At 52.1% G+C, this 22,253-nt stretch carries 17 protein-coding genes and 4 tRNA genes; 11 read left to right on the forward strand and 10 right to left on the reverse strand.

All coding sequences use genetic code 11. The features are described 5' to 3' along the window. Positions 1-10 precede the first annotated feature (10 nt). From ftsY to leuS, 8 genes are all read left to right on the forward strand, one after another. Positions 11-892, forward strand: a complete 882-nt coding sequence (ftsY, locus tag TPCCA_RS02840) for a signal recognition particle-docking protein FtsY (protein WP_014505541.1) — start codon at positions 11-13, stop codon at positions 890-892. Next, positions 889-1,665 carry a hypothetical protein gene (locus TPCCA_RS02845; RefSeq protein WP_013945216.1) on the forward strand — a complete coding sequence of 259 codons (777 nt, stop codon included), beginning with the start codon at positions 889-891 and terminating at the stop codon, positions 1,663-1,665. Before ftsY ends, TPCCA_RS02845 begins: the two co-directional genes overlap by 4 nt. Continuing rightward, on the forward strand, positions 1,658-2,947 hold the full coding sequence (locus TPCCA_RS02850) for an ABC transporter permease (protein ID WP_013945217.1): 1,290 nt from the start codon (positions 1,658-1,660) through the stop codon (positions 2,945-2,947). Before TPCCA_RS02845 ends, TPCCA_RS02850 begins: the two co-directional genes overlap by 8 nt. Next, positions 2,940-3,620 (forward strand): ABC transporter ATP-binding protein, encoded by a 681-nt coding sequence (locus tag TPCCA_RS02855; RefSeq protein ID WP_013945218.1) that lies wholly within the window; start codon positions 2,940-2,942, stop codon positions 3,618-3,620. The genes TPCCA_RS02850 and TPCCA_RS02855 overlap by 8 nt, the downstream gene beginning before the upstream one ends. Next, positions 3,617-5,104: an ABC transporter permease gene (locus TPCCA_RS02860; protein ID WP_013945219.1), complete on the forward strand. Its 1,488-nt coding sequence runs from the start codon at positions 3,617-3,619 to the stop codon at positions 5,102-5,104. Before TPCCA_RS02855 ends, TPCCA_RS02860 begins: the two co-directional genes overlap by 4 nt. Before the next feature lie 95 nt (positions 5,105-5,199). Continuing rightward, complete coding sequence (locus TPCCA_RS02865) at positions 5,200-6,609, forward strand: TP0584 family protein (protein WP_013945220.1); 1,410 nt, start codon at positions 5,200-5,202, stop codon at positions 6,607-6,609. After that, positions 6,602-8,245 carry a peptide ABC transporter substrate-binding protein gene (locus tag TPCCA_RS02870; RefSeq protein ID WP_013945221.1) on the forward strand — a complete coding sequence of 548 codons (1,644 nt, stop codon included), beginning with the start codon at positions 6,602-6,604 and terminating at the stop codon, positions 8,243-8,245. Before TPCCA_RS02865 ends, TPCCA_RS02870 begins: the two co-directional genes overlap by 8 nt. An 88-nt stretch (positions 8,246-8,333) precedes the next feature. Then, complete coding sequence (leuS, locus tag TPCCA_RS02875; protein ID WP_013945222.1) at positions 8,334-10,970, forward strand: leucine--tRNA ligase; 2,637 nt, start codon at positions 8,334-8,336, stop codon at positions 10,968-10,970. Here the strand turns inward: leuS and holA are convergent. The 3 genes from holA to hprK form a co-directional block, all read right to left on the reverse strand. Continuing rightward, a complete protein-coding gene (holA, locus tag TPCCA_RS02880) occupies positions 10,950-11,972 on the reverse strand; it encodes a DNA polymerase III subunit delta (RefSeq protein ID WP_013945223.1) in 1,023 nt (340 codons plus the stop codon). The two genes, leuS and holA, sit on opposite strands and share 21 nt — an antisense overlap. A gap of 87 nt (positions 11,973-12,059) precedes the next feature. Then, entirely contained in the window at positions 12,060-12,326 is a 267-nt protein-coding gene (locus TPCCA_RS02885; protein ID WP_010882035.1) for an HPr family phosphocarrier protein, read from the reverse strand. A 44-nt stretch (positions 12,327-12,370) separates the two neighbouring features. Beyond that, a complete protein-coding gene (hprK, locus tag TPCCA_RS02890; RefSeq protein WP_013945224.1) occupies positions 12,371-13,360 on the reverse strand; it encodes an HPr(Ser) kinase/phosphatase in 990 nt (329 codons plus the stop codon). Positions 13,361-13,508: 148 nt separating this feature from the next. Between hprK and TPCCA_RS02895 the strand changes: the two genes are divergently transcribed. Beyond that, a tRNA-Arg gene (locus tag TPCCA_RS02895) sits at positions 13,509-13,581 on the forward strand. Between the two features lie 10 nt (positions 13,582-13,591). Here TPCCA_RS02895 and TPCCA_RS02900 read toward each other — a convergent pair. The 3 genes from TPCCA_RS02900 to TPCCA_RS02910 form a co-directional block, all read right to left on the reverse strand. Further along, positions 13,592-13,666: transfer RNA gene (locus tag TPCCA_RS02900), tRNA-Pro, on the reverse strand. Between the two features lie 51 nt (positions 13,667-13,717). Next, positions 13,718-13,791: transfer RNA gene (locus tag TPCCA_RS02905), tRNA-Asp, on the reverse strand. Positions 13,792-13,860: 69 nt separating this feature from the next. Beyond that, a tRNA-Met gene (locus tag TPCCA_RS02910) sits at positions 13,861-13,933 on the reverse strand. 159 nt (positions 13,934-14,092) lie between these two features. Between TPCCA_RS02910 and TPCCA_RS02915 the strand changes: the two genes are divergently transcribed. Together TPCCA_RS02915 and TPCCA_RS02920 are read left to right on the forward strand one after the other, a co-directional pair. Further along, positions 14,093-15,595, forward strand: a complete 1,503-nt coding sequence (locus TPCCA_RS02915; protein ID WP_013945226.1) for a M15 family metallopeptidase — start codon at positions 14,093-14,095, stop codon at positions 15,593-15,595. After that, on the forward strand, positions 15,532-17,565 hold the full coding sequence (locus tag TPCCA_RS02920) for a hypothetical protein (protein ID WP_013945227.1): 2,034 nt from the start codon (positions 15,532-15,534) through the stop codon (positions 17,563-17,565). The genes TPCCA_RS02915 and TPCCA_RS02920 overlap by 64 nt, the downstream gene beginning before the upstream one ends. A gap of 34 nt (positions 17,566-17,599) precedes the next feature. On the opposite strand, the gene TPCCA_RS02925 is transcribed toward TPCCA_RS02920, so the two are convergent. The 4 genes from TPCCA_RS02925 to TPCCA_RS02940 all read right to left on the reverse strand — a co-directional run bounded on the left by TPCCA_RS02925 (position 17,600) and on the right by TPCCA_RS02940 (position 22,176). Further along, a complete protein-coding gene (locus TPCCA_RS02925; RefSeq protein ID WP_013945228.1) occupies positions 17,600-18,190 on the reverse strand; it encodes a DUF2147 domain-containing protein in 591 nt (196 codons plus the stop codon). A gap of 103 nt (positions 18,191-18,293) precedes the next feature. Then, positions 18,294-18,929 (reverse strand): adenylate kinase family protein, encoded by a 636-nt coding sequence (locus tag TPCCA_RS02930; RefSeq protein WP_010882041.1) that lies wholly within the window; start codon positions 18,927-18,929, stop codon positions 18,294-18,296. A 23-nt stretch (positions 18,930-18,952) separates the two neighbouring features. After that, the gene (gene pcnB / locus TPCCA_RS02935; protein ID WP_013945229.1) at positions 18,953-20,065 is read right to left on the reverse strand and encodes a polynucleotide adenylyltransferase PcnB; all 1,113 of its coding nucleotides are present in this window, start codon (positions 20,063-20,065) and stop codon (positions 18,953-18,955) included. A 107-nt stretch (positions 20,066-20,172) separates the two neighbouring features. Next, on the reverse strand, positions 20,173-22,176 hold the full coding sequence (locus tag TPCCA_RS02940; protein WP_245522084.1) for a hypothetical protein: 2,004 nt from the start codon (positions 22,174-22,176) through the stop codon (positions 20,173-20,175). Positions 22,177-22,253: the final 77 nt, after the last annotated feature.

Below are 22,253 nucleotides of genomic sequence, written 5' to 3' on the forward strand. Positions count from 1 at the left end.
GAGCGTGAAGGTGGGTTTAGGAAACCTAGCACAGAAAATACGACGCCTGCTCGGTGGACAGGCGCCTCTGGACGAAACGTTTTTTAGCGCGCTTGAAGAGCTGCTCATCGAAGGCGACCTGAGTCTTTCGACGGCAGAGAGCTTTTGCACACAGCTTCGAAACGCCGCGCGCACACGTTCTGTACATACGGAAGACGCACTGCGCACGCTCTTTGCGGAAATTATGGAATCGTGCGTACGCGTTACCCATCTTGCACCAAATCCGAACCAGTGCTCACTGTATCTCCTGCTTGGGGTTAACGGGAGCGGGAAGACCACTTCTGCTGCAAAGCTTGCGGCGTACTATCAGACCCAGAAGGTGCATCCGATACTGTTTGCCGCCGCAGATACGTTCCGCGCAGCAGCGGCAGAACAACTCGCACACCACGGTGCACAGCTAGGCGTGCGCGTCATTGCGCACCCGGGGGGAAAAGATCCTGCTGCAGTGGTATTTGACGCAGGAGAAGCCTTGCGCGCGCAAAAGCGCGGTCTTTTACTCGTTGACACCGCAGGGCGACTGCACAATAAGACGCACCTCATAGCGGAGCTGCAAAAGATCGACCGTATTGCGCAGACAAAGGTGAGCGCAGATGCATACCGCAAGATATTGGTATTAGATGCCACCACCGGTCAAAATGCATTTCGCCAAGCGCAAACGTTTCACGAAGCTATTGGCGTGGATGCACTGCTCCTTGCAAAATGTGACACACGCGCACGAGGGGGAGCAGTTTTTTCCATCATGCAAGAGTTAGGTATTCCATTAGCCTTTTTAGGGTGGGGGGAGCGCTATACAGACTTGGTTGAAGCGAACGCGCGCGAGTTTGTTTCCTCGTTCCTACACGGAGAACGATGATTCGGCCCCGGCATGGCTGGATGTACAGCAGCGGGATTGCAATGCGCCTGTGTGCGGCCGTGTGCGCGCACAGTGCTGTTCCTACCGCGTGGACCTTTGCAGAACAGACACAGGCGCAAAAAACAGACACTCCACTTGATTCCTCCAGCTACGCAGTGACCACCCCTGAGGAAGCGCCCAATGAAGCAGATCCGTTTGAGAAGGAACTGGAACACGCGTTCGAAAGAGCGCACGTCAGCACAGGCGGTGCAGATTCCTCATCACACACCGATTTTGTACACATGGAAGAGGCAGGACGTGCCCACGCGTCCGCCAATCGCTGGTATCACGAAACGTTTGACTCGCGTCAGCGTCCATCCTCTGCGGTTCTGTACGAAGGGGCACAGCTACTGCATACCGTTCACTGGCACTATGTCGGGGACCGGCTGTTTCCCTGTGAAAAAATAATTACCACACCACACACACGTATCCGCGCGCGCTATAATTTTTCCGGAAAGATCGTCGCGTACGAAATGCACACGCGCGGGGTGCTGGTATACGCACGCACCTATCAGTATGACGCGCACGCGCGTATATGTGAAAAGGAAGAAACAACTGCTCGAGGGAATGAACGCATTACGTATGAATATCGTGGAAAGGCAGACGTGTTAGAAAAACGTTATCGCAACGGCGTATTACAGGCAATAATTCACCAAAAGGAAGGTGCGCAGGACGTGCAGGTATTTGAGCGTGGGAAGGAAATTTACTCTGCAAAGGAAGTACACGATGAATAACACCCGCGTGCAAACGCTGCGGTGGATGTGTTTTATGGTGCGCAGATTAAATTCAGTGCGCGCGCGGAGTGCGAACGCGATTACCAGTCTTTTTTTTATATTAGGCATTGCCTTTGGGGCACTTACTTTAATTGTCATCCTTTCGGTTATGAACGGCTTCCAGCAGGGTTTTATTGGCACCATTTTACAGGTGAGTTCTGCACACGTTCGTGTATATGGCAGTGTTGACGCAGTAAAACGTGCAGAGACGTTAGGCGGCTATCAATCCTTTTATCCATTTATAGAAGCGCATGCCTTACTGCAAGGCAACTATTATCGGCAACACGGTGCGCTTGTGCGTGCAGTTCCTGCAGATATCTTCCATCGGGATAGGTTGCTGGCGCGTGCACTCCCGATAACATCCGGAAGTTTTAATTTGAGTGAAAAGCACTCCATTGTGCTCGGATATGAACTGGCGCGCCACCTTTCGGTACGTACCGGAGATCAGGTTGACACGCTTGCCCTGTCAGGAAGTGATACACAAAAGATAATGCCAGGCTGGAATAAACTTACGGTAACGGGCATTTTCAAATCGGGATACTACGAAGTAGATTCCACGTTTGCGTACATTCCTCTGGACATGGGCACCACTTTGTTTGGTACGACGCCTGATATTACCGCGGCAGTCAAACTAAATAACCATGAGCGAGACGATCGCTACCTTTTCTTTCTTGCACAACACATTCCTGATCTCAAGGCAGAATCCTGGCGGGAGTACAACCGTGCTTTTTTTAGTGCGCTCCGCATAGAGAAGAATGTCATGATGCTCCTTGTCATTTTGATTTTTATGGTGGTAACCGTAAACATTTATCACAGCATGCGCCGCTCTATTCGCACCCGAAAGGAAGAAATTGCTATGCTCGTTTCACTTGGCGCCCCTGTCAGTCACGTGCAGATTCTGTTCATCGGCAATGGCATTATGATTGGCTTTTTGGGCTCTCTCTTGGGGGTACTCCTGGGATTGCTCATTACTATCCACGTTAACGAAATAATTGCGTGCATTGAGACTGCTGTAAATTCTGCGTTTTTCCTGCTCTCCCTCTTCTCGGGAACGAAAACCCCTTCTTTCAGTGTGTTTGGTACGCAATATTTTTACAACGTGGAGCGTATTCCCGTGCAGATTTTCTTTCAGGAGGTACTGTTTGTATTTCTGTTTGGCACAGGTTCTGCGTCTGTTGCAACGTACCTTGCCACGCGTAAAATACTCCTGCTCAAGCCGGCTGAGGTGCTACGCGATGAATGACCCAATTCTTTCTGTCGAACAAGTAAGTAAAAGCTTCTGCTGCGCAACAGAACGTATACAGATTTTGTCTGACGTATCATTTAGCGTGTCGCGTGCAGTGAAGGTTGCAATCACCGGAGAATCCGGCTGCGGTAAAAGTACCTTACTGAATATTATTGGAGGAATGGAACACGCTGATTCGGGGATCGTCAGAGTGCTTTCATGCGACGTACTCACTTTGCATGAGCACGCACTGACAGAATACCGCAGACAGTTTTTGGGATTAGTTTTTCAATTTCATCATCTACTGAGGGATTTTACTGCGCTTGAAAATGTCATGTTGCCTGGACTTATCGCAGGAAAAAGTTACCGTGAGGTGCGTGCACGCGCATACGAATTGCTAGAAAAAGTACGCGTAGTGCAGCGCGCCCATCATTTTCCTGCACAAATGTCAGGAGGAGAAAGACAGCGGACAGCAGTTGCGCGTGCACTGATCAATGATCCCACCCTAATTCTTGCGGACGAACCGACCGGCAATTTGGATCCCAAGAACGCTTTGATAGTGCAGGATCTGCTGTTCTCTCTGACAGAGGAATATCAAAAGACGTTACTCATTGTAACGCACGACCCACGTATTGCATCGATGACCGACTACCGTTACCAGCTACAGCAGGGAAGTTTGATACGCATATGAAACAAAGGTGCGCCGCGGTGAATCTGATTCGAGTTATTTTCATGTGTGCATTACGTTGCGCAGGAGTGTGCGCAGGATATGGGCACACCCCATCTCTACACGGTGATGCGCACCACGTACTGCCTACGCCAGTACCTTTTCTATCAGGTACTCCGATAGCAGGAAAACGACGTTCCTTTTTGCGCAGAAGTTTTTTCTGTGCAGCGCTCGGCATCGGGATTAGCATCATCCCACTCATTGTTGTCCTTGTGGTGTCTGACGGAATGATTGAAGGGATCACCACACGGATGATTGAACTCGGATCGGGTCACCTCCAGTTTATCGATATACTGCCGCTTGCTCCCAATGAAACGGCAACGCAACGATATGAAGACGCGCAGCGCATATTTAATGCATTTATGGCGCAGGACTTTGGCCCATACTGTCACTCACGATGGATGCATCTTCAGGGAGATGGTATTGTAATCGGAAAGACAGGGCGTGCAGGGGGGAATATCCGCGCAGTTCCCCCTGATTTTTTTTCTAGTGAGCGTGGACTTCGTCCATTTTTAACCGTCGAAGGTTCACTTGAACTGGTAGATAGGCCGAAGGGAGTACACACGTTAATATTGGGAAAACGCATCGCTGAGCGCATTGGGGTGCGCTGTGGGGACACGTGCCAGATACTCACCCTCGTGCAAGGAGGGACAGGTCGTGCGGTCCCCAAAATGGTGCGCGCGGTGGTAGGAGGTATTGTTTCTTGCGGATATCAGGAGCTTGATGCGTTGTGGGTATTTATCCCCCTCACGCTGGGAATGAAAATTCTCTCCCCCGCATCTGCGCTACTTTCTTTTGTAGTAAAAACTGCCGACGCGTTTGATGCTAAGGCGATGACTCGTTTTATTGAGCAAGTACACGAACAATTACCGAGCCATTTTAGTGCGTACACGTGGCAAGACATGAATCGATCGCAATTTCATTCTTTCCGAACATCACGAAAGTTATTGTTATTCATTATGTATTTGATAGTGCTAGTAGCGTCAGTGCACATCTCTTCGGTACTGGTGGTGCTAATGACAGAACGGCGTAAAGAAATTGCGATGTTAAAAGCGATGGGCGCTCCTCCCCATGTTATTGCTTTGATCTTTTTGAGTGCAGGGTTGCTCACGGCGTTGTACGGTTTGCTTATTGGTTTGCCGCTTGGTATGTGGTGCGCGATTCACGTAAACGAAATGTTTCTTTTCGCAGAACAGATGCTAAATAGCTGGCGCACAGCGATACACGCTATAGGGCAACTCTTTTTGCGCACGAGTGCGCACGTGCCGGTGACACCCATTCATCTGTTAGATCCTGCTCACTACCTGGAACGCATTCCCATCGTGTTGTCGGTGCACGCGCTCTGTGGCGTTGCAGGAGGCACGCTGTGCCTATCGTTGGCGGTATGCATCATTCCTGCGCTCCGTGCGGGCCGCGTGCGTCCCCTTGACCTCATGCGCAAGGTGTGATAGGATGCCCCCAGTTTTTTTGATTTCTTACATCCGGCTCCCAGACGGATAGGTACCATCTTTTAGAAGAGCACTCGGCCGGTGCGGTAGGGGCTATGGAAGAACGCAAGAACTATATGGATCGGCTTGCCGAAGCACTTACGCGGCGCAAGGTGCAGCTCGATCGGGACATCCTACCAAAGGCGCTGGAGCAGTACCGTGTCCAGGTCACAGCGGTAAAGGCAATTCGCAGTAATTTGCTGCAAAAAGGTTTCTTGCACGATGACGCGTACAAGTACGACAACAAGATGACTGAGATTGAGTTGCCAGAAACTTCCCCCTACGGGGAAAATGAGAAGCCGATGGTCATTGGTTCTCGCCTTTCGCACTATCAGGCTATGCTCGGTTTTTTGGACAACTACTACCGGTTCGATTCGGAGTTTCTAATCCCGAAACGTATTGCAAGGCTCGTTGCGCTCAACGGTACGTTCATGTGGAAAGATTTTACTGCTACCACCAAAGACGCGAACACACGTGGGCTATTTGACATAGTGCAATCTTTCTATGGCGCTGCTGATCCTATTTCGATAGGACTGGTGAGGGATTCGTTGCAGTACCTAGTAAAAGCCCATGAGGTAATCAGCACAGCACTTAAGTCCCTTTCGGTGTTTCATCGCGAGCGCTACAAATTGCTTATTCGCCAGCATGCTCTGGATGGCTTGGACGAGACAACAGTGGACGTCAACAACCCAGAGGTTGCGCTTGACGCGATGAAAAAGAACTTTTCAGAAAATGCAAAAGGCCATCCGTTCTACAGCGAGTTGGCAACCGTGGTTTTGAGAGAAGACTTCTCTGCCAACGCAGAAAAGCTGCGGGCTGCAATCCTCCGCGAGTTTGAAGAATCTTCTGCACCCAAAAGATGCCGCGGTGCTATGCGCAATCCACACGCCGTACTACTTTCTGGTTTCAGATCGCTTGGAGCTACTTCTAGCCACTTTCATACTGCTCTGGAAAAGATTCGCTTCAATGAGGAGCTCGTGACTCAGTCTGAGGCGACCTTCTTTTCAAAGGTAGTGTTAGCCTTTCTCAAAGCTTTCAACATTCAGACGCGTTCAAAGGACGTTGAAATTGTCGTCGTCGACCCGGCAACACAGATACAGAAAAAGGAATGCGTGAACGTTGAGCTCTTTCAAAAAGAGCTGGCCCGGTGTGTCAAACTGTATCGGGGTTTTGTGTCTCCAGACACTCTGATTCATGAAAAGTTAATGGCGCTCAAGGACGAGCAGCTCTTCGAGCTCCTTTTTAAACACGTAGCAGAGGCGCATACGCTGGTTAAACAGCTTGCAGGTCTTGATGAGTACTACAAGACAGTGAGGTCTGATGTGCGCGCGAAAATTAAAGGGGTCAAGATTGAAGTTACAACTATCACCACTTCTGTAACCAAGGCAAACAAGTGCCGCGCAGAATATGCCTCGCAACTAGAGGAGCAAAAACATATGAAGCGTTTAGGGGTAGCCCGTGCGTAGAATGCGGCTCTCGCGCCGCGGCATTCTCACGGTAGTAGGTACCCTTCTTCTCCTACCTCTCTTTCCTTCCGAAAAAAAAAAGACTCACGCGCCGCTCCCTCGATCTGAAAAAAAAGAGTTTGTGGTGTCCTTTTCTCCGTATAGGCCTGTGCTACACCCGCACGTGGCATCGCGCGTGGACGAAGCACAGCTGCTCACAGCCCTATATGAGGGACTTGTCACCTATGATCCGTACGATCTCCACCCAATCCCGGCGCTCGCACAACACTGGTCGGTAAGCACCGATGGGTTGACGTGGACGTTCTATTTACGAGATCAGATTTTTTTTCAAAACGGCGACCCTATCACTGCAGAGACGTTCCAGCAATCCTGGCTCAATTTGTTAAATCCTGAATGGAATGTGCCGTATGCGTCTTTTTTGGATGCAGTTGAGGGGGCACGTGCGTACCGCAGCGGCACTACGGCTGACTCTCACACGGTTGGGATTCTCGTAGAGGGGTCAGACAAAAAGACACTCGTGGTCAAGCTCGCGTACCCAGCAGGACACTTCATTCAGATGCTCTGTCACCACGCATTTGCCGCAGTCCACCCCACCCAACTGGCAAGCGTCGGCACGCTGCACGCGCGTACGGCAAGCGCCTCAGCACACAAGCCGTTCCATCCTATCGCAAGCGGTCCTTTTGAATTACAACAAATGCAAGCAGATCGCGTGGTGTTGCGTGTTAACACCCGCTACTGGGACAGGGGCGCGCTTGCCCTCCACGCCATCGTGGCGCTCATTGCACAAGACCCTGCAGCGCGCGATGCGGGGTTTAACGATGGGAGCATCCATTGGATTAGTGGAGCGCTGGAGCACAGTTCTTTGCAGGATGCAGCTACACTTCAGATCGTACCGCTTCTGGCAACAGAGTATCTGTGTTTTAAAACGGCACATGAGCCGACGTGCAACGCCACGCTGCGCAAGGCACTGCTTTTAGCTACTCCGGTGGAGGAGCTTACCGCGCGCTATTTATTTCCCGCACGAACGCTCGTAACTCCGTTTACCGGCTACCCGGTACCGCCTGTAGTACATGAATTCAATCCTGCGCGCGCACGCGCGCTTTTAGCAGAAGCGAAGATAGGTGGGGAGACAGCCCGTACTCCTCTTAAAATTCTCGTTTCCGACACCGAGGCGTGCCGGGCACTCGCACTTGAACTTCAGAAGGCCTGGACAGCCCTCGCACTTGCAGTGGAAATCTGGGCAGTGCCGCCTGAAACGTACCGGGAATATGTGCAGGATGAAAAATACCACGTGAGAATCGTGTCTTGGGTTGCGGACTTTGCGGATCCGATGGCGTTTCTGGAGCTGTTTAGAAAGGGATCAAAGACACACTCAACCGGATGGACCCATGAGGAATTTGAGGCACTGCTGACACGCGCGGGAGCAGAACCGCACGTGCTTCGTCGTTGGGAACTTCTTGCGCAGGCAGAACGTATCCTCTTACAGGAGTCAGTTGTGCTTCCGCTTTCGCGTTTGCATGCACTGCACGCGGTACAGCGGCACACGGTGCGCGGCTGGTATACAAATGTGCTCGATGTGCATCCATTTAAGTTTATCTCGTTACAAGAAGAAACAAAGGTCAACCTAGACTCATAGAGGGGCTGCAACCCGTGCACACCCGGGTGTACCTTGCAACGTAGATGTACCGGCGTGTACAATGCCCTCCACATACACAGAGGGGATTATGGGGTATCCGTTTCGCGCTCTAGAGAAAAAATGGCAGGCCTATTGGCGCGACAAGCGCGTCTTTTGTGTGTCCGAGGATGAGCGCTTCCCTCCTGAGCGGCGTGCATACGTGTTGGACATGTTTCCCTATCCTTCAGCGCAGGGACTTCACGTCGGACATCCAGAAGGCTACACTGCAACTGATATTTACTGCCGCTACTTGCGCATGGGTGGTTACAACGTGCTCCACCCTATGGGTTTTGATGCCTTCGGACTTCCGGCAGAAAACTTTGCACTCAAAACTGGTACTCATCCGCGCGTCTCCACCTCCGCCAACTGCGACACCTTTCGCAGACAGATCCAGTCGTTTGGTTTTTCCTACGATTGGGAACGTGAAATATCTACCGCAGATCCAGAATACTATCGCTGGACTCAGTGGCTGTTCCTCAAACTTTATGAAAAAGGATTAGCCTATGAAGCAACCGCGCCCATCAATTGGTGTCCCAGCTGCAAAACAGGCCTTGCAAACGAAGAAGTAAGAGACGCGTGCTGCGAGCGCTGTGGTGCTGAGGTGACGCGGCGTGGTGTCCGCCAGTGGATGGTGCGTATTACAGCGTATGCCGAGCGTCTCCTTTCAGATTTAGATGAACTTGACTGGCCTGAGTCAGTTAAACAAATGCAGCGTAATTGGATTGGAAAAAGCTGCGGCGCGGAAATTGACTTTCCCGTAGATGCGCCTGCGTGTTCAGTGCACGATAAGCTACCACAGACAATTCGCGTGTACACCACGCGTGCGGACACGCTTTTTGGAGTAACGTACCTGGTACTTGCTCCCGAGCATGAAGCGGTAACGGCGCTCACTACACACGCACAACGCGCAGCGGTACAGGCGTACGTGCAACGTGCAGCAAAAAAGAACGATCTCGAACGCACTGATTTAGCGAAGGAAAAGACCGGTGTTTTCACCGGCGCGTACGTGCGCAATCCAATCAATGATATGCGCATACCGGTGTGGGTAGGTGATTATGTGCTCGTTTCCTACGGCACGGGGGCAGTGATGGCAGTTCCTGCACATGATCAGCGCGACTGGGATTTTGCCACTCGGTTTGGCTTACCCAAGTTAACCGTGGTGTCTGCAGACTACACTGCAACAGTTCCTAATAGCAACTCCCCTCAAGGCGCGGTACTCCAAAGATGCGTCTCAGACGAGGGTTTTGTCGTCAACTCTGGAGCTTTCAATGGTCTTGCTAGTGCCGACGCGCGAGAACGTATTGTTGCCCATCTTGAAATGCGTGGCGCAGGTGCACGGCGCGTCACCTATCGCCTACGCGACTGGGTGTTCAGCCGTCAGCGCTATTGGGGAGAACCCATCCCTCTTGTGCACTGTCCTTCCTGCGGTGTTGTACCTCTCCCTGAGAGTGCGCTGCCGCTTTTGTTACCCGAAACCGCCGATTTCACTCCCACGGAAGATGGGCAGGGCCCCCTTGCACGAGCGCGCATGTGGCTGCGCGTTCCCTGTCCGCAGTGTGCATCTGACGCAGTGCGAGAAACAAACACAATGCCCCAGTGGGCAGGATCCTGCTGGTATTACCTCCGTTATATGGACCCCCGCAATAAGACTGCCTTTTGTGCACCCGAGAAGGAGCGTTACTGGGCGCCAGTGGCGTTATATGTAGGTGGTGCAGAGCACGCCGTACTGCATTTACTGTATGCACGCTTTTGGCACAAGGTATTGTACGACTTAGGTCTTGTAAGCACGAAAGAGCCCTTTGCGCGGTTGGTGAACCAAGGCATGATTACGTCGTATGCATATCGCAGGAAAAATGGCGCGCTTGTACCTCACGACGAGGTGCACACTAATGCTCAAGGTACCTACGTGCATGCTCGTACGGGGGAAAAACTCGAGTGCGTTGTGGCAAAAATGTCAAAAGCGTTAAAGAATGTCGTCAATCCTGATGACATGATTGCAGCGTACGGTGCTGACGCGTGCCGGGTATACGAGATGTTCATGGGACCTCTTGAGGCTTCCAAACCGTGGAATACGCAGGGGTTAGTGGGGGTTTTTCGGTTTTTAGAAAAAATTTGGGTACTTGCGGGGCGCGTGGCGGCCGCAAACGGTATTCCACAAGACTCTCGTACAGAGCCGCCAGGTGACCTGCACGCACAGAAAAAGTCTTGCAGCATGTACGCCCTCGAAACGCTGTTACACCGGACTATTCAAAAAGTGACCGACGATACGTCGGCGCTTAGTTTTAACACGGCAATCAGTCAGATGATGATATTTGTAAATGAGGCTACGCGGGTGGCGCGGAGGATGCCTCTTCCCTCTAAAATGTGGGAGATGTTTGTAAAAATCCTCTCTCCCTATGCACCACATTTGGCAGAAGAACTCTGGGAAATGTGTGGGCACACGCACACTATCGCATATGAGCCTTGGCCACAGGTGGACCCTGCGCGTGTGGCGCCGCATGTGTGCTCCGTAGTGGTGCAGGTGAACGGTAAAGTGCGCGACACCTTCTCCGTAGCGCCGAACGCTCCAAATGAAGAACTCGAGCAAAAGGCGCGGGAAACCGCCGGTGCGCGTAAGTTTCTTGGTACGCAGCAGCCAAAGCGCGTAGTGATAGTTCCCAATAAATTAGTAAATTTCGTTCTGTAGTCCGCACTGCTCCTGCAGCGTTGTGCAGTACCTGTGTGGTGCCCTACCCGCGTGCACTACAATCGCGTAAAGGCACAGCTGCATCAGCGGCCCTTGGAGAGGCGTCCCACCTGAGCGGATCATTGCGTCTGTCTGGAACAATCTATCCAAAATAGCATGCGTATCGCTCAGGGTCCAAAGAGACGCAGCGCGCTGGTATTGCGCAATCATACGCCGAGAAGTGAACCCATAGCGCTTTAGCGTTGCAGGGTGCGTTTTGTCCTCCGGTATATGGTGCCAATGCGCAAGGCGACGGAACGCGTAAGCGAGTCCTGCAAGGATTTGTACAGGGGCAACGTCTTTCGAACAAAGCAGCGTGTTGAGAATCATAAGTGAATGCTCAAGATCTCGTTTGGACAGCGCATCGAATAAGGTAAACGATGTCTCTTCTTTTGTGTGCACCAGCAACGAACTAATGTCGTGCGCAGTGATGCGGCGTCCTTTTTCAAAAAAAAGAGAAATCTGCGTACAAACAGTTTTGAGCGCACGAGTGTTGTTCTCCACCAACTCAAGAAGAGACTGGATAGCCTCCTGTTCAATGCGCATTTCATGCTGAAAAAAAAATCGCTGCACCCACGCGTGTTTTTTATTTTCAAACAACTCCCAAAAAACACGCTTATGCGCGGGAGAAATATTCTGTTCTATACGCTTATGTATACTGACACTATCGGAAATCAGTACCAAAAACACGTCAGCGCGCGAGCCGCCATGCTTTATCCATTCTGTAAGCACGTGCACTTCGTCACACTTCTTAATAACCTCTGCGTTGTACAGTACCACGCAGACTGCATCTGCAAACAGCGCACGAGTTCTCAGGAGATCTACAAGATCCGCCACAGGCGTTTCGTGTGCATAGAGCCGATGTACGTCCACCGTCCCTTGCGCTTGTGCACGCGCGCACACCTCCTGAACTGCACTATCTCGTTCCCCTATTTCAGGTCCGGTAAAAAGCCAGACGGACATCCCTTCTGCCCCTTCCCTATCTCAGTGTACAGCACCCCTATCACGCAAAGAGCACAAACACAGGCGTTCTAACACGTAAGAGCGCATTTACTCTTCCTCGAATTTATTCTGAAATAGCCGCTCAATGGCGGACAATGCAGCAACTTCGTCTGGACCTTCTACAACCAACTCGAGCTCACTTCCACACCCTGCAGCCATAGCCATAACACCCATAATAGACTTTGCATTCACTCTGATCGTATCCCGCACAAGCATTATCTTCGAATCAAAGCGACTTGCCGCTTGCACAATAAGCGCCGCAGGACGCGCATGTACGCCCGCACGATTAAGCACGCGCACCGTTTTTACGACCATTATGCTTTCCTTCCACCGCCATACACCGCACGTTTTTTAGCCCCCTAGTACGTATCATCTGGCCGATAATACGGTGCATGTGCTGCATTCTGCTCCATCAATTTGAGTACGCTCTGATTGAATTCCTTTGCAGAAAAATAGCCCATACGCTTTAAACGCTCGTTCATAGCAGCTGTCTCCAGGATGATGGGGATGTTCCTTCCGGGCCTTACCGGTATTTCTATAAGGGGAACACTGACGTCCAAAATAGTAGTGTTCAGCTCCTGCGTACCGAGACGATCATAGGCCTTTGAAGAATTCCACTCTTCAAGTTGAACCACCATTTGTATTTCTTTCCGCTCCCTGATAGAACCGACCCCGTACAGCTGTGTAATATTGATGATTCCTAAACCGCGAATTTCCATATGGTGACCGATACTTTTGTGCACCCCCCGCCCAATGAGGCTATTTCCATTGACGCAAGAAATTTCTACTAAGTCATCTGCAACAAGTCGATGACCGCGCTCAATTAACTCCAGAGCAGTCTCACTTTTTCCTACTCCTGAATCTCCTGAAATAAGAATCCCAACGCCATACACCTCCACCAATACTCCATGAAGCGCTATCGTCGGTGCGAAGATATTGGAGAGAACACGCATGAGACGTAAAGAAAGCTCGCTCGACGTAAGACGAGTGACCAAGATAGGGCAAGAAGAAGGCTCAGCAAGATGCAAAAACTTCTCCGGCGGGGTAATTCCATGGGAAAAGATACAACAAGGCAAGTCAAAGGTGAACATCTTTTCGATAGCACCGTATCGTCCCTGCTCTAAAAGGGCGAGCAGATACGCATGTTCTCCGCGGCCAAAAAGCTGGATCCGCCGGTAGGCGAACAAGTCAAAAAAGCCTGACAGGACAAGACCTGGTCGGTTCAGATCCGAGATAGTGATGGGATTTGCCAGTCCATGGTGACCTGCGATACAACGCAGATCAAGCGAATCGCGCTCTTTCAGATCGAGCTTGAGCACATCGAGAACGGTAAAAAGAGGAGCACCCACGGCCGCTACTGTAACACAAAAGCCAGGACCCGTAAACGAGCCCACCGCAGTGAGAGCCTCACTTCAAGAGAGCCACAAGTCCGTACAGGAACTCTTGACTTTTACATACAACTGGTGTCTGCTGACGGCGCCCGGGTGTGGGGCACACGATCCATTAGCTCAGCGGAGAGAGCGGCCGCCTCCTAAGCGGCAGGTCGGACGTTCAAGTCGTCCATGGATCAGGAACGGCGATGGTCGGGCGAGGGGGATTTGAACCCCCGACCTCTCAGTCCCGAACCGAGCGCGCTACCACTGCGCTACCACCCGTGCACGCAAAGAAACCACACAGAAAGGGACGCGCACCGCACAGTGCGCAGACGGGAGCGACGGGGCTCGAACCCGCGATCTCCGGCGTGACAGGCTGGCGCGATAACCAACTTCGCTACGCCCCCAGAACTTGCGCGCATCCTACATCACCCGCACAAAGTTATCAAGCGGCGATGATAGATTACCCAAGGAAATAGCGGCAATAGGGATTGAACCTATGACAGCGCGGATATGAGCCGCGTGCTCTACCAACTGAGCTATGCCGCCAAAAAACCCCCGACCGCACACCGCCGCCATCCTATCCCTTTTTTTTACACTCTGACAAGTCCTGCCTTCCCCCTGCCTCCCCGTGCTTGACGCAAGAAACAATAAAATTGCTGCCTATGATTTCTTTAGCCGCGCGTATAATGCGCCGAGACACCGGGCGTGGTCTTTCGTCGCACAGTGGCACTCGCGCTTCTTCTGCGTACGCTCCCCTGCGCTGCGCACTTCGGAAACCGTGACCGCACGTTCTACGATCTTAACAACGCGCCCCTTGCTCTGCGCGCCATCCAGGATGCATATCCTCATCTCAACGCGGTCATTGCCTATGACCCGCGGGAACAGGACTGGCTTATCCGTTCAGATGGGCGCACCCTCTACTGGGCAGAGGGTCGTCTTTTACCTCGAGAACACCGTGATCAAGCCCACGACTGGCGCCCCATCATCGATTATGTCTACGCGCGAGAAGTCCTAGACCCCGCGCACCTTTTTCCAGAAGAAATACACGCGCTTAGGCCTAAGACGCTTGCAATTAAACGCAGCGCTACAAAACCCTATCACGACGCTTTTTTCACGTGGCTCTACGGTCCTGCCACACGTTCGGAAATCAACGCTCGTCTCGCGCGCGGCTATATGTTCTTAGGAAAGCCCGTATACGTACACAAAGCACTCATCACACGCTTAAACGCAGTACAGGAAAAAATCCTCACTGCCGCGAAGACGCATGCTCACGTACAAAAGTTTATCGAGGATCTTTTACGCGTCGACGGCTTTAACTGGCGTGAGATTTCTGATTCTAGACAAAAGAGTAACCACAGCTGGGGGATCGCGTTGGATCTTATGCCCAAGAATTGGCAACGCCACACCATGTACTGGAATTGGGAAGCTGCGCATAACGAAGATTGGATGCACATCCCCATAAAAAAGCGCTGGGCTCCACCTGCAGAAATCATCAGTCTTTTCGAAAGCGAAGGGTTTATCTGGGGCGGACACTGGATGCTGTGGGACACTATGCACTTCGAATACCGGCCGGAATTACTCGCTGTACGTAAAATCCTTTCCGAGGGGAACCGCTATGACTTTCAAGAACAAAATATAGTGGTGCATGCAGATGATTTTCCTGCGCAATACTTTTCTCCCAAAGAAGTATTCGGCACAGATGAGAAGGAGCACATTACCTATGCAGAATCCTGCGTTCGTGCAACGCACGCAAGTGTTAAAGAACTCGTTCGTGCACGCACGCTGGTAGCGCGGTTTTCTCCTATGCGTCGGCTGCACGTGTATGCACCTCCTGAAAGCATTCACAACAGCATAGATACAGCCCTATTACGCATGACCGCACAACTGAAGAAAAATTACACAAATGCGAAAATACGGAACAATTCTCGTTTGCTTTCAAAAAAGCATGCTCAGACACGCGCGTCTCGCAGAAGCGCAGATGTGTACACGGTATCATGCCGTCATGCTCAGGCAATCGCACTGCAGTATCCACACGCCCTGTCTTGGCAAAGTAAAGAACGAAGCTATGCGCTGTGGATTGCGCTTCTTGCCGTACGGCAAGAAGCGGCACGACGCTCCGTGTGCACACCCTCGTCTAAGGAACAATGCATGACGCACGCACTTTCTTCATGCGTGGATCTTGCACGTACGCACATCCTGTTGCCATAGGGAGCTTCTTCCCCCTCTCTTCCCCTACTCACACACCACAGGGTACACTTATGAAAAGTCATGGCACCATGTGCTCAAGGAATGCGCTTCTTTTGCCGAGAAGGGGCGCAGGGCTGCATGTTCTTACCCCACGTATACGCGAGGCGCGACCGGTGAACACAGGCGTTAAGGTTATTCTCAGTCTATTCGCGACGCTCGTCCTTATGGTGGGGGTGTTTTTCTGCGTACCACGCGCTTCTTTTGCCGAGTTTGAAAGACACTTTTACCAACCGACTGTTCTCAGTGCGCTCTCTACCAACTTGCGTGAGGTCAGTAAGGCAAGTGAGGCTTGGCACAGTCGATATCGGCCCCTGTTTTCTCAGTTCTGTGCGCTTGATGCAGTCAGAAGTAGTTTCGATCCTGCGCAAAAGGCTGAAGACATTACACAACGTGCCCGGGAGGCCAGTGCGCTCTTGTCTTCTGTCGCTGGTCTCAAAGGGGTGCGTATTGTTGAGGCGCAGAAACCAAATATCCATTTTTCCACCTTTGAGTCCGACGTTCTCCTTGCTGACAGTGGTTCTGTAACCTACAGAAAGTACAACGCTGAGGAGCACGACGTCCCTCTTCAGTTTCTAGGGGAGCATTCCCCTGAACCGAAGGTTATTATCGACGAGTACCATGATGCGCTGCTGTACTCTTTCCCCTCCCTGGGGAACTACGGGGAATATCGTGGACGCATTCTTTTCTACTTGTCCTTGCGTGCCTTGGGCACCCACCTTATTGCGGAAAACAAACTGAAGATCACAGACAGCATTGTTCCGCTTTCCGCTGATGACTACACCTTCGGTGGCATCGTTATTGGTATCCCCCATGAGGGGGTACGTTCCCTCAAACCCTCTGTGCTTGCAGAGTGGAAGCGCAAGCAGTTCAGGGTACAGACAGTCAGGAGTGAGCAGCACGAAGACTGGGCACTGCTCAGTAATGCATCAGGCGCCTTTGTCATTGCACAGGCAGTGCCCGTCTTGCTGTTTGGCTTTACCCCTCTGACGAAGGGCCTTGTCGCTATGGTTGCTGTTGTGACTACTTTTTTGCTCGTATTCCAGTTGCTCAGCCTTCGCCAGGACCCCCTCACAAAACTGAGAGACAGGCTGATACACTTCCACGCGCAGCTCCTACACAGTTGTCTCGAACAGAAGGAATCACTCGAGTGGGAGGAGGTGCGAACCCGACTTGAACACCGCAGGCGGGAAACAGATGCAGAAATGAAGAAGTCTCTTCCCAGGCGTCTCCGTATAAGGCGGGGACGCGAGCTCGATGCGCTCCTCAGTAAGGGTTGGGATGACGTATTCTCCACCTTGGAGCATGGTTACGGTGGTGCGCGTGCTATGAACCGCGCGCAAATCGAACAGCTTGTCAGGGAAGTGCTCGCGCAGAACCTTGCAAGTGGGGAGGCCGTGCTACCTGTGGCGATGCGTGCGGACACAGCCGATGAAGAGCTCGACGAGGCGCTGGAGGAACTCCCTGACGAGGCAGTCTCTTTGCCTTCCGATTCCAGTCCGGAAGAGGACCTGGACCCCTTGGAGGAAGTCGAGAGTATCGAGGGGACTGCTGAAGAAAGCGCACGCGAGTACGCGGCTGCGGGAGACGCGCTCCTCTCAAAAACACCCCAGCTTTCAACGCACAGCGAGTACGTGCCGGCGACACTTACAGAACTCCTGGGCCGCAACGCAGAGCCCGGCGACGTCGTGCGGGACTCAGCAGTCCTCGAATATATCGAAGGCGTCTTCGACTATCGTCCCTGCTGTTTTTATGAGAGCCACGCTGTCCACGACTGCCTAGAAGTAGTCACGGGAGAAGACGGCCCCTCTCTCAGCCCTGTGGAAAGCATCGTCAGCACCGAGGACGGTCTTTTCACCATTCGGGTGAGTAAGGAGGAAGGAAACCACCTCAACCGCGATTTCAAGGCCCTGGTGGATTCCGTACTGTACTGAAGAACATGTCTCTCTGCCGGTGGAGTCGGTCCTCTTACTCAGAAGCAGGCACGAACGTGTGCGCCACCACGTTGGTTTTTATGAGCTCATCGACTTCCGTCTGGGAAGACCTGAGCCAGTACTGGCTTCTGCCAATCCCCCAGCTGATTTCTCCGCGCATCTGCAGCGTATCAACCTTGTAGCTCTTCCCGTCCGCAGGGATGAAATTAATTTTGCAGTAATAGTACTTACCGCTTGCAGGATCTATTACGTACCCACCACCCCAGGAGCCTGGAGAAGTACGCTCGAGGTTATAGATGAAGGGCGTACCAACCAAGGGCATATTGGCGACGTTTCCCTTCTTGGGGAAATCAGGATACGTTCTTGTACACGAAACCACCGCCGCATTCGGAGCCCTCCCCATGCACACGAGCATCTTGCCAAAGAGCTTACCATCCTGAACACACAACCGCCACACACCAGTGGGTTTCCCTGTATTGTCATCAACGCTCTTCCAGATACCTTCCACCGGATCGGCCATTTCCTTCTGCACAGACGGCACCTGCGCCGCCTTGTCCGAGCTTGCTGTGAAACACGGCACACACAGACACAGTACGACACCATATACTATGATAACCTTTCTCATAGCCCTGCCCCCACAAAATATGATGTGCACAACCAACAAGGGGAAATACGACCTGCAAAAAAGCAGGTACCATACGACGCACCCCCCCCCACATACATCGAGCTCACCGTGATTGTGCAAAACGCTCTTGAAACTCCAACACTACATCCGATATCGGCGGAGCGCCATTAAGAGAAACTAATTTCCCCCGCTCACTGTAAAAGTGGACAATGGGCTCCGCCTGCGCTCGATAGGCGGTAAGCCTCTGAAGAATTGCCGACATCTTGTCATCCTCCCGCACGACCAGTACTCCTCTACACCGATCGCACACACCCTCTCTCTTAGGCTGCGCAAAGAGCACATGATAACTGCTCCCACAGGCCGAACACACCCTGCGGCCAGTAAGACGCGCAACAAGGACATCGTCCGGTACTACAATACTCACCGCGTAGTCTATCGGCACAATGTCCTCTAAGCACCTAGCCTGCGTGACAGTGCGAGGAAACCCATCTAGAATAAAACCGCTAACCACATCTTCGTGACTGACACGCTCCCGCACCAGCTCCGTAACGGTCTGGTCATCTACCAAGCCGCCCACTTCAACTACTTTTTGAACTTTTTTACCTAATGCCGTCTGTTTCTGAATTGCTGCCCGAAGAATACCCCCTGTGGAGATGTGCACAACGCCACAACGCCCAGAAATTTCACCTGCAAGCGTACCCTTACCGGCACCAGGAGGACCAAGAAAAACAAACCTCATGAAACAAACTCCACCTTATCTTCCTACGGGGAAGAAAAAACACACCTCACCCCGTTCTCTCGCGCACACAACCGACCCGAAGGCGTACACGCCGCGCGCGCCGCGAAACCCCGACCGCCCAAACAAGAGCGCACCGCATACTCCAATTCTACACGGGGAGGATTCATTGGCAACACAAAACTGCGACATGCTCGATACACCCTTATGTACACCTCATCAGATGCGTCTGCATGACCAAACACCAGGCCGACAAAATCGCGCAGCACGTACGTAAGCGCTTGCCCCACACGCTTCACCCTCCCAGACACAAAAGCCTGATCTAGCACCGTCAAGCTTGCAAAAAAAGCGCTCTCAAAGCACGGCACACCCCGCATAAAGTAGTGCACAGACGGCTGCAAGTACAGAAGGAGCTGGTACCCACATAAGGCGCGCACAAGCGCGGCGCTCCGACCGGAAAAGAGGATTTTTACAAATTCGTCGGTCAACCGGGAGGGAGAGCACCCCCCAAGAAGGGAAACACTGCGGCGAATACTGCGGCGGACAGAAAAAGGGATGGAAGACTCGCACATCACCGAGCACTTCAATGCCCGGAGCATGCGCACTGGGTCCTCTACAAAGATGGACCGCAGAGGTATGAGCGGCCGCACGCGACGCCTCTTCAGATCAACCATTCCACCGACACAATCGATCACCACATTTCTCAGAGGATCATAGTACAAGGCATTGACACTAAAGTCCCTCCGCCATGCATCTTCCTCCAACGTGCCAGGAACACACACCGAACCTTCCCCCACACGAGAGCGAAAGGTGGAAATCTCGTACAGCTGCGAGCCACACGACACATGAACAATGCGGAAGCGCCTGCCGATAATGCGCGAGTTCCTGAACAACCTACGAATCCTAGAGGGAACTGCGCCTGTAACAATGTCAAAATCTTTTGGTGTCCTTCCCGCAACCAGGTCCCTTACCGCCCCACCGACGATATAGGTTTCATACCCCGCACCCACCAGCGCTTCTACAACCCTTATCGCCCCAGCGTCAACGCTCTGCCGAGGTATACCGTGCTCCGACTCAGTGTACACCAGCGCACGCCCCAACCGCCTTCCCTTTGCATCGTAACTGTAGCGAACCAACATCTACCCCGCCCATCCTCCCCCGAGAAGGAGCTCCCTGTCAAGACCAACTAGGAAGCATTCATACCACCGTGCCGAATTACAAAATACACCGCACCTTGTGTACCCGTTCAAAAATCTTCGGTCCGGATAAATTCGGTTGCTTTCAATGTCGCACCGTCGCCTTCATACCACGAAACTGAACCATCGTAATTCACGCTGACAACTCCGTTCGACGTGATTGCAGCAACTTTTGGTAACGCATACGCACGGGACATACGATACACCTGCGCCTGTTGCACGCGATGTCCGACAAGCGCCCCTTTTCCTAAATTAGTTACCAACAGTGAACGCCGCATCACCATATGCGCATCTATATCCTCATCCTTATAAGAGAGGATGCGTCGCACAACACTTTCTGTGGGTTGCTGCAGTTGCAGACGAAGATGGATCAAATCAGTCGTGCCTGCATTCGTATCCAATGAAAAAAAATATACATGCTGTGTATCATGCGCGCGGACACCAAAGGCAAAATCGCCTCCTACCGCATGCGTATATGTCTCCCCCGTACGCATATGCAGCAGGACAAGTGGCTGCAAACCGCTTTGAGTGGCTACAATTACGTCATCAGTAATCAATAGCGAATCCTGCATACCAATCGCTTTGTGAAAAAAAACTCGTATCCCCCGCTCAATATCCACCACCGATACTCCAGAGAAAGGTTCAGTAATCACCAACATATGCCCATACACCGACACGCCGCTTACCGTGGAACGCGCGCGATATATCATCCTGTGTTGACTCGTCTTTTGCGCATAATGAAGAAACTCTGTTTCTTTCCCTGCAGACCACACAATAAAACCATCACGATAAGGCAGAAACCGAGTTCCTTTTACTCCGCGCACCAAAACACGATACGGTCCCCCGGACGCCATGCTGTGATATAGGGATCCGTCTGCTAAAAAATACGCGCCCTCATCTGCACCATGTACATCGCTTGCGTATATCTGACGCTCGCCATTGAGTGCGCGGATAGTTACGCGCCTGTCATCTCCCTGCTGCAATTCATAGAGGATCCCGCGATCGGTTCCTACGATGACCCGCGTGCGAACCGAGCACGCACTTGTTATGCGAGCATTGTCAGGAAGCATAAAATCAGCAGAACGCTGCGCAGCTTTCCGTATACGCCAGTGATACTTCAACTCAGCAGGCTCTATCCACACAGGAAGACTATCGCTGAATGTATGCGCAAAACATGCACTCCGTGCAGGGTACTCGGTGAGCACCGCGCCACTTGAAGACTGGATGACATACACACGTTGGTCTCTATAACCAACAAGATGTGCACCGTTATGTATTAACATGGGAGACAGGAGATTCTTTTCGGTAAGAAGACGTTTGACGGTTGTCTTTTTGCTGTAATCTACGTACGTGAGGCGTCCGGATTCTGCATAACTGAGCACAAGGCGCGGTCCACTCGCAGTCAACAACACCACCCCAGGCTCTTCCGAAAATAGAGAAACTGTATTTCCACTCCCATCTAACACCGTCACACCTTCGCGCGATGCTGTTCCCACACTCAAAAAACTTCCCTGCACAATCCACGAGAGTGACACAACCGATGCGGTAAAACGCTTTGCAAAAAGTATTTCTTTCGTGCGCCAATTCCACACACTGACTCGGTGGTAATTGCGTCCATCTGTTTCATATACGGCAATACGCGCGCGGTCCGGATGCACTGCACAGTGTTTGATAGAAACAGGGGTGATCTGCCACGTATCCGGTTTATAATCCGGATACGTGTACTGGGTGAGAAACCCATCATTTCCTGCAGCGAAGAATGTATGGTCAGAGGCGGCCAGTATTTTTGTCAGTCCCCCTACAAAACGCGGGCTGACAGCTCCCGCCCGCGTCACTTCCGCCCCATGCACCGCAGCCCCCTGCTTCTCTCTCCTTTCAGGAGGAGCAGGGGGCAACACAGAGTTACGCGCAGACGTGGCAGGGTCTGGCGCCAACTCCTGCTGACTGTGGGAAGGAACGGAAGAAGATACATTCTCAGATTTAGATGTATCAGACCGAGCAGATTCAAGCGTTGATTTTTGTGAGGGATAAAAGCGCGCCGGTTCAGTAAACACATCCTTCGCTGCGCGCTTCTCTACACTGTCTGCAAAAAGCCCAAGCGTACAACACCCTATACACCACGCACACCAGA

This window comes from Treponema paraluiscuniculi Cuniculi A, from assembly GCF_000217655.1.
In the GTDB taxonomy this organism is placed as follows: domain Bacteria; phylum Spirochaetota; class Spirochaetia; order Treponematales; family Treponemataceae; genus Treponema; species Treponema pallidum.

What these genes read in the sequence shown, in the direction of transcription:
- leuS (WP_013945222.1), top strand. Translation starts at nt 8,334, where the DNA reads ATGGGGTATCCGTTTCGCGCTCTAGAGAAAAAATGGCAGGCCTATTGG.
- TPCCA_RS02885 (WP_010882035.1), bottom strand. Translation starts at nt 12,326, where the DNA reads ATGGTCGTAAAAACGGTGCGCGTGCTTAATCGTGCGGGCGTACATGCG.
- TPCCA_RS02865 (WP_013945220.1), top strand. Translation starts at nt 5,200, where the DNA reads ATGGAAGAACGCAAGAACTATATGGATCGGCTTGCCGAAGCACTTACG.
- holA (WP_013945223.1), bottom strand. Translation starts at nt 11,972, where the DNA reads ATGTCCGTCTGGCTTTTTACCGGACCTGAAATAGGGGAACGAGATAGT.
- TPCCA_RS02920 (WP_013945227.1), top strand. Translation starts at nt 15,532, where the DNA reads ATGCATGACGCACGCACTTTCTTCATGCGTGGATCTTGCACGTACGCA.
- TPCCA_RS02930 (WP_010882041.1), bottom strand. Translation starts at nt 18,929, where the DNA reads ATGAGGTTTGTTTTTCTTGGTCCTCCTGGTGCCGGTAAGGGTACGCTT.
- TPCCA_RS02855 (WP_013945218.1), top strand. Translation starts at nt 2,940, where the DNA reads ATGAATGACCCAATTCTTTCTGTCGAACAAGTAAGTAAAAGCTTCTGC.
- TPCCA_RS02925 (WP_013945228.1), bottom strand. Translation starts at nt 18,190, where the DNA reads ATGAGAAAGGTTATCATAGTATATGGTGTCGTACTGTGTCTGTGTGTG.
- pcnB (WP_013945229.1), bottom strand. Translation starts at nt 20,065, where the DNA reads ATGTTGGTTCGCTACAGTTACGATGCAAAGGGAAGGCGGTTGGGGCGT.
- TPCCA_RS02850 (WP_013945217.1), top strand. Translation starts at nt 1,658, where the DNA reads ATGAATAACACCCGCGTGCAAACGCTGCGGTGGATGTGTTTTATGGTG.
- TPCCA_RS02845 (WP_013945216.1), top strand. Translation starts at nt 889, where the DNA reads ATGATTCGGCCCCGGCATGGCTGGATGTACAGCAGCGGGATTGCAATG.
- TPCCA_RS02860 (WP_013945219.1), top strand. Translation starts at nt 3,617, where the DNA reads ATGAAACAAAGGTGCGCCGCGGTGAATCTGATTCGAGTTATTTTCATG.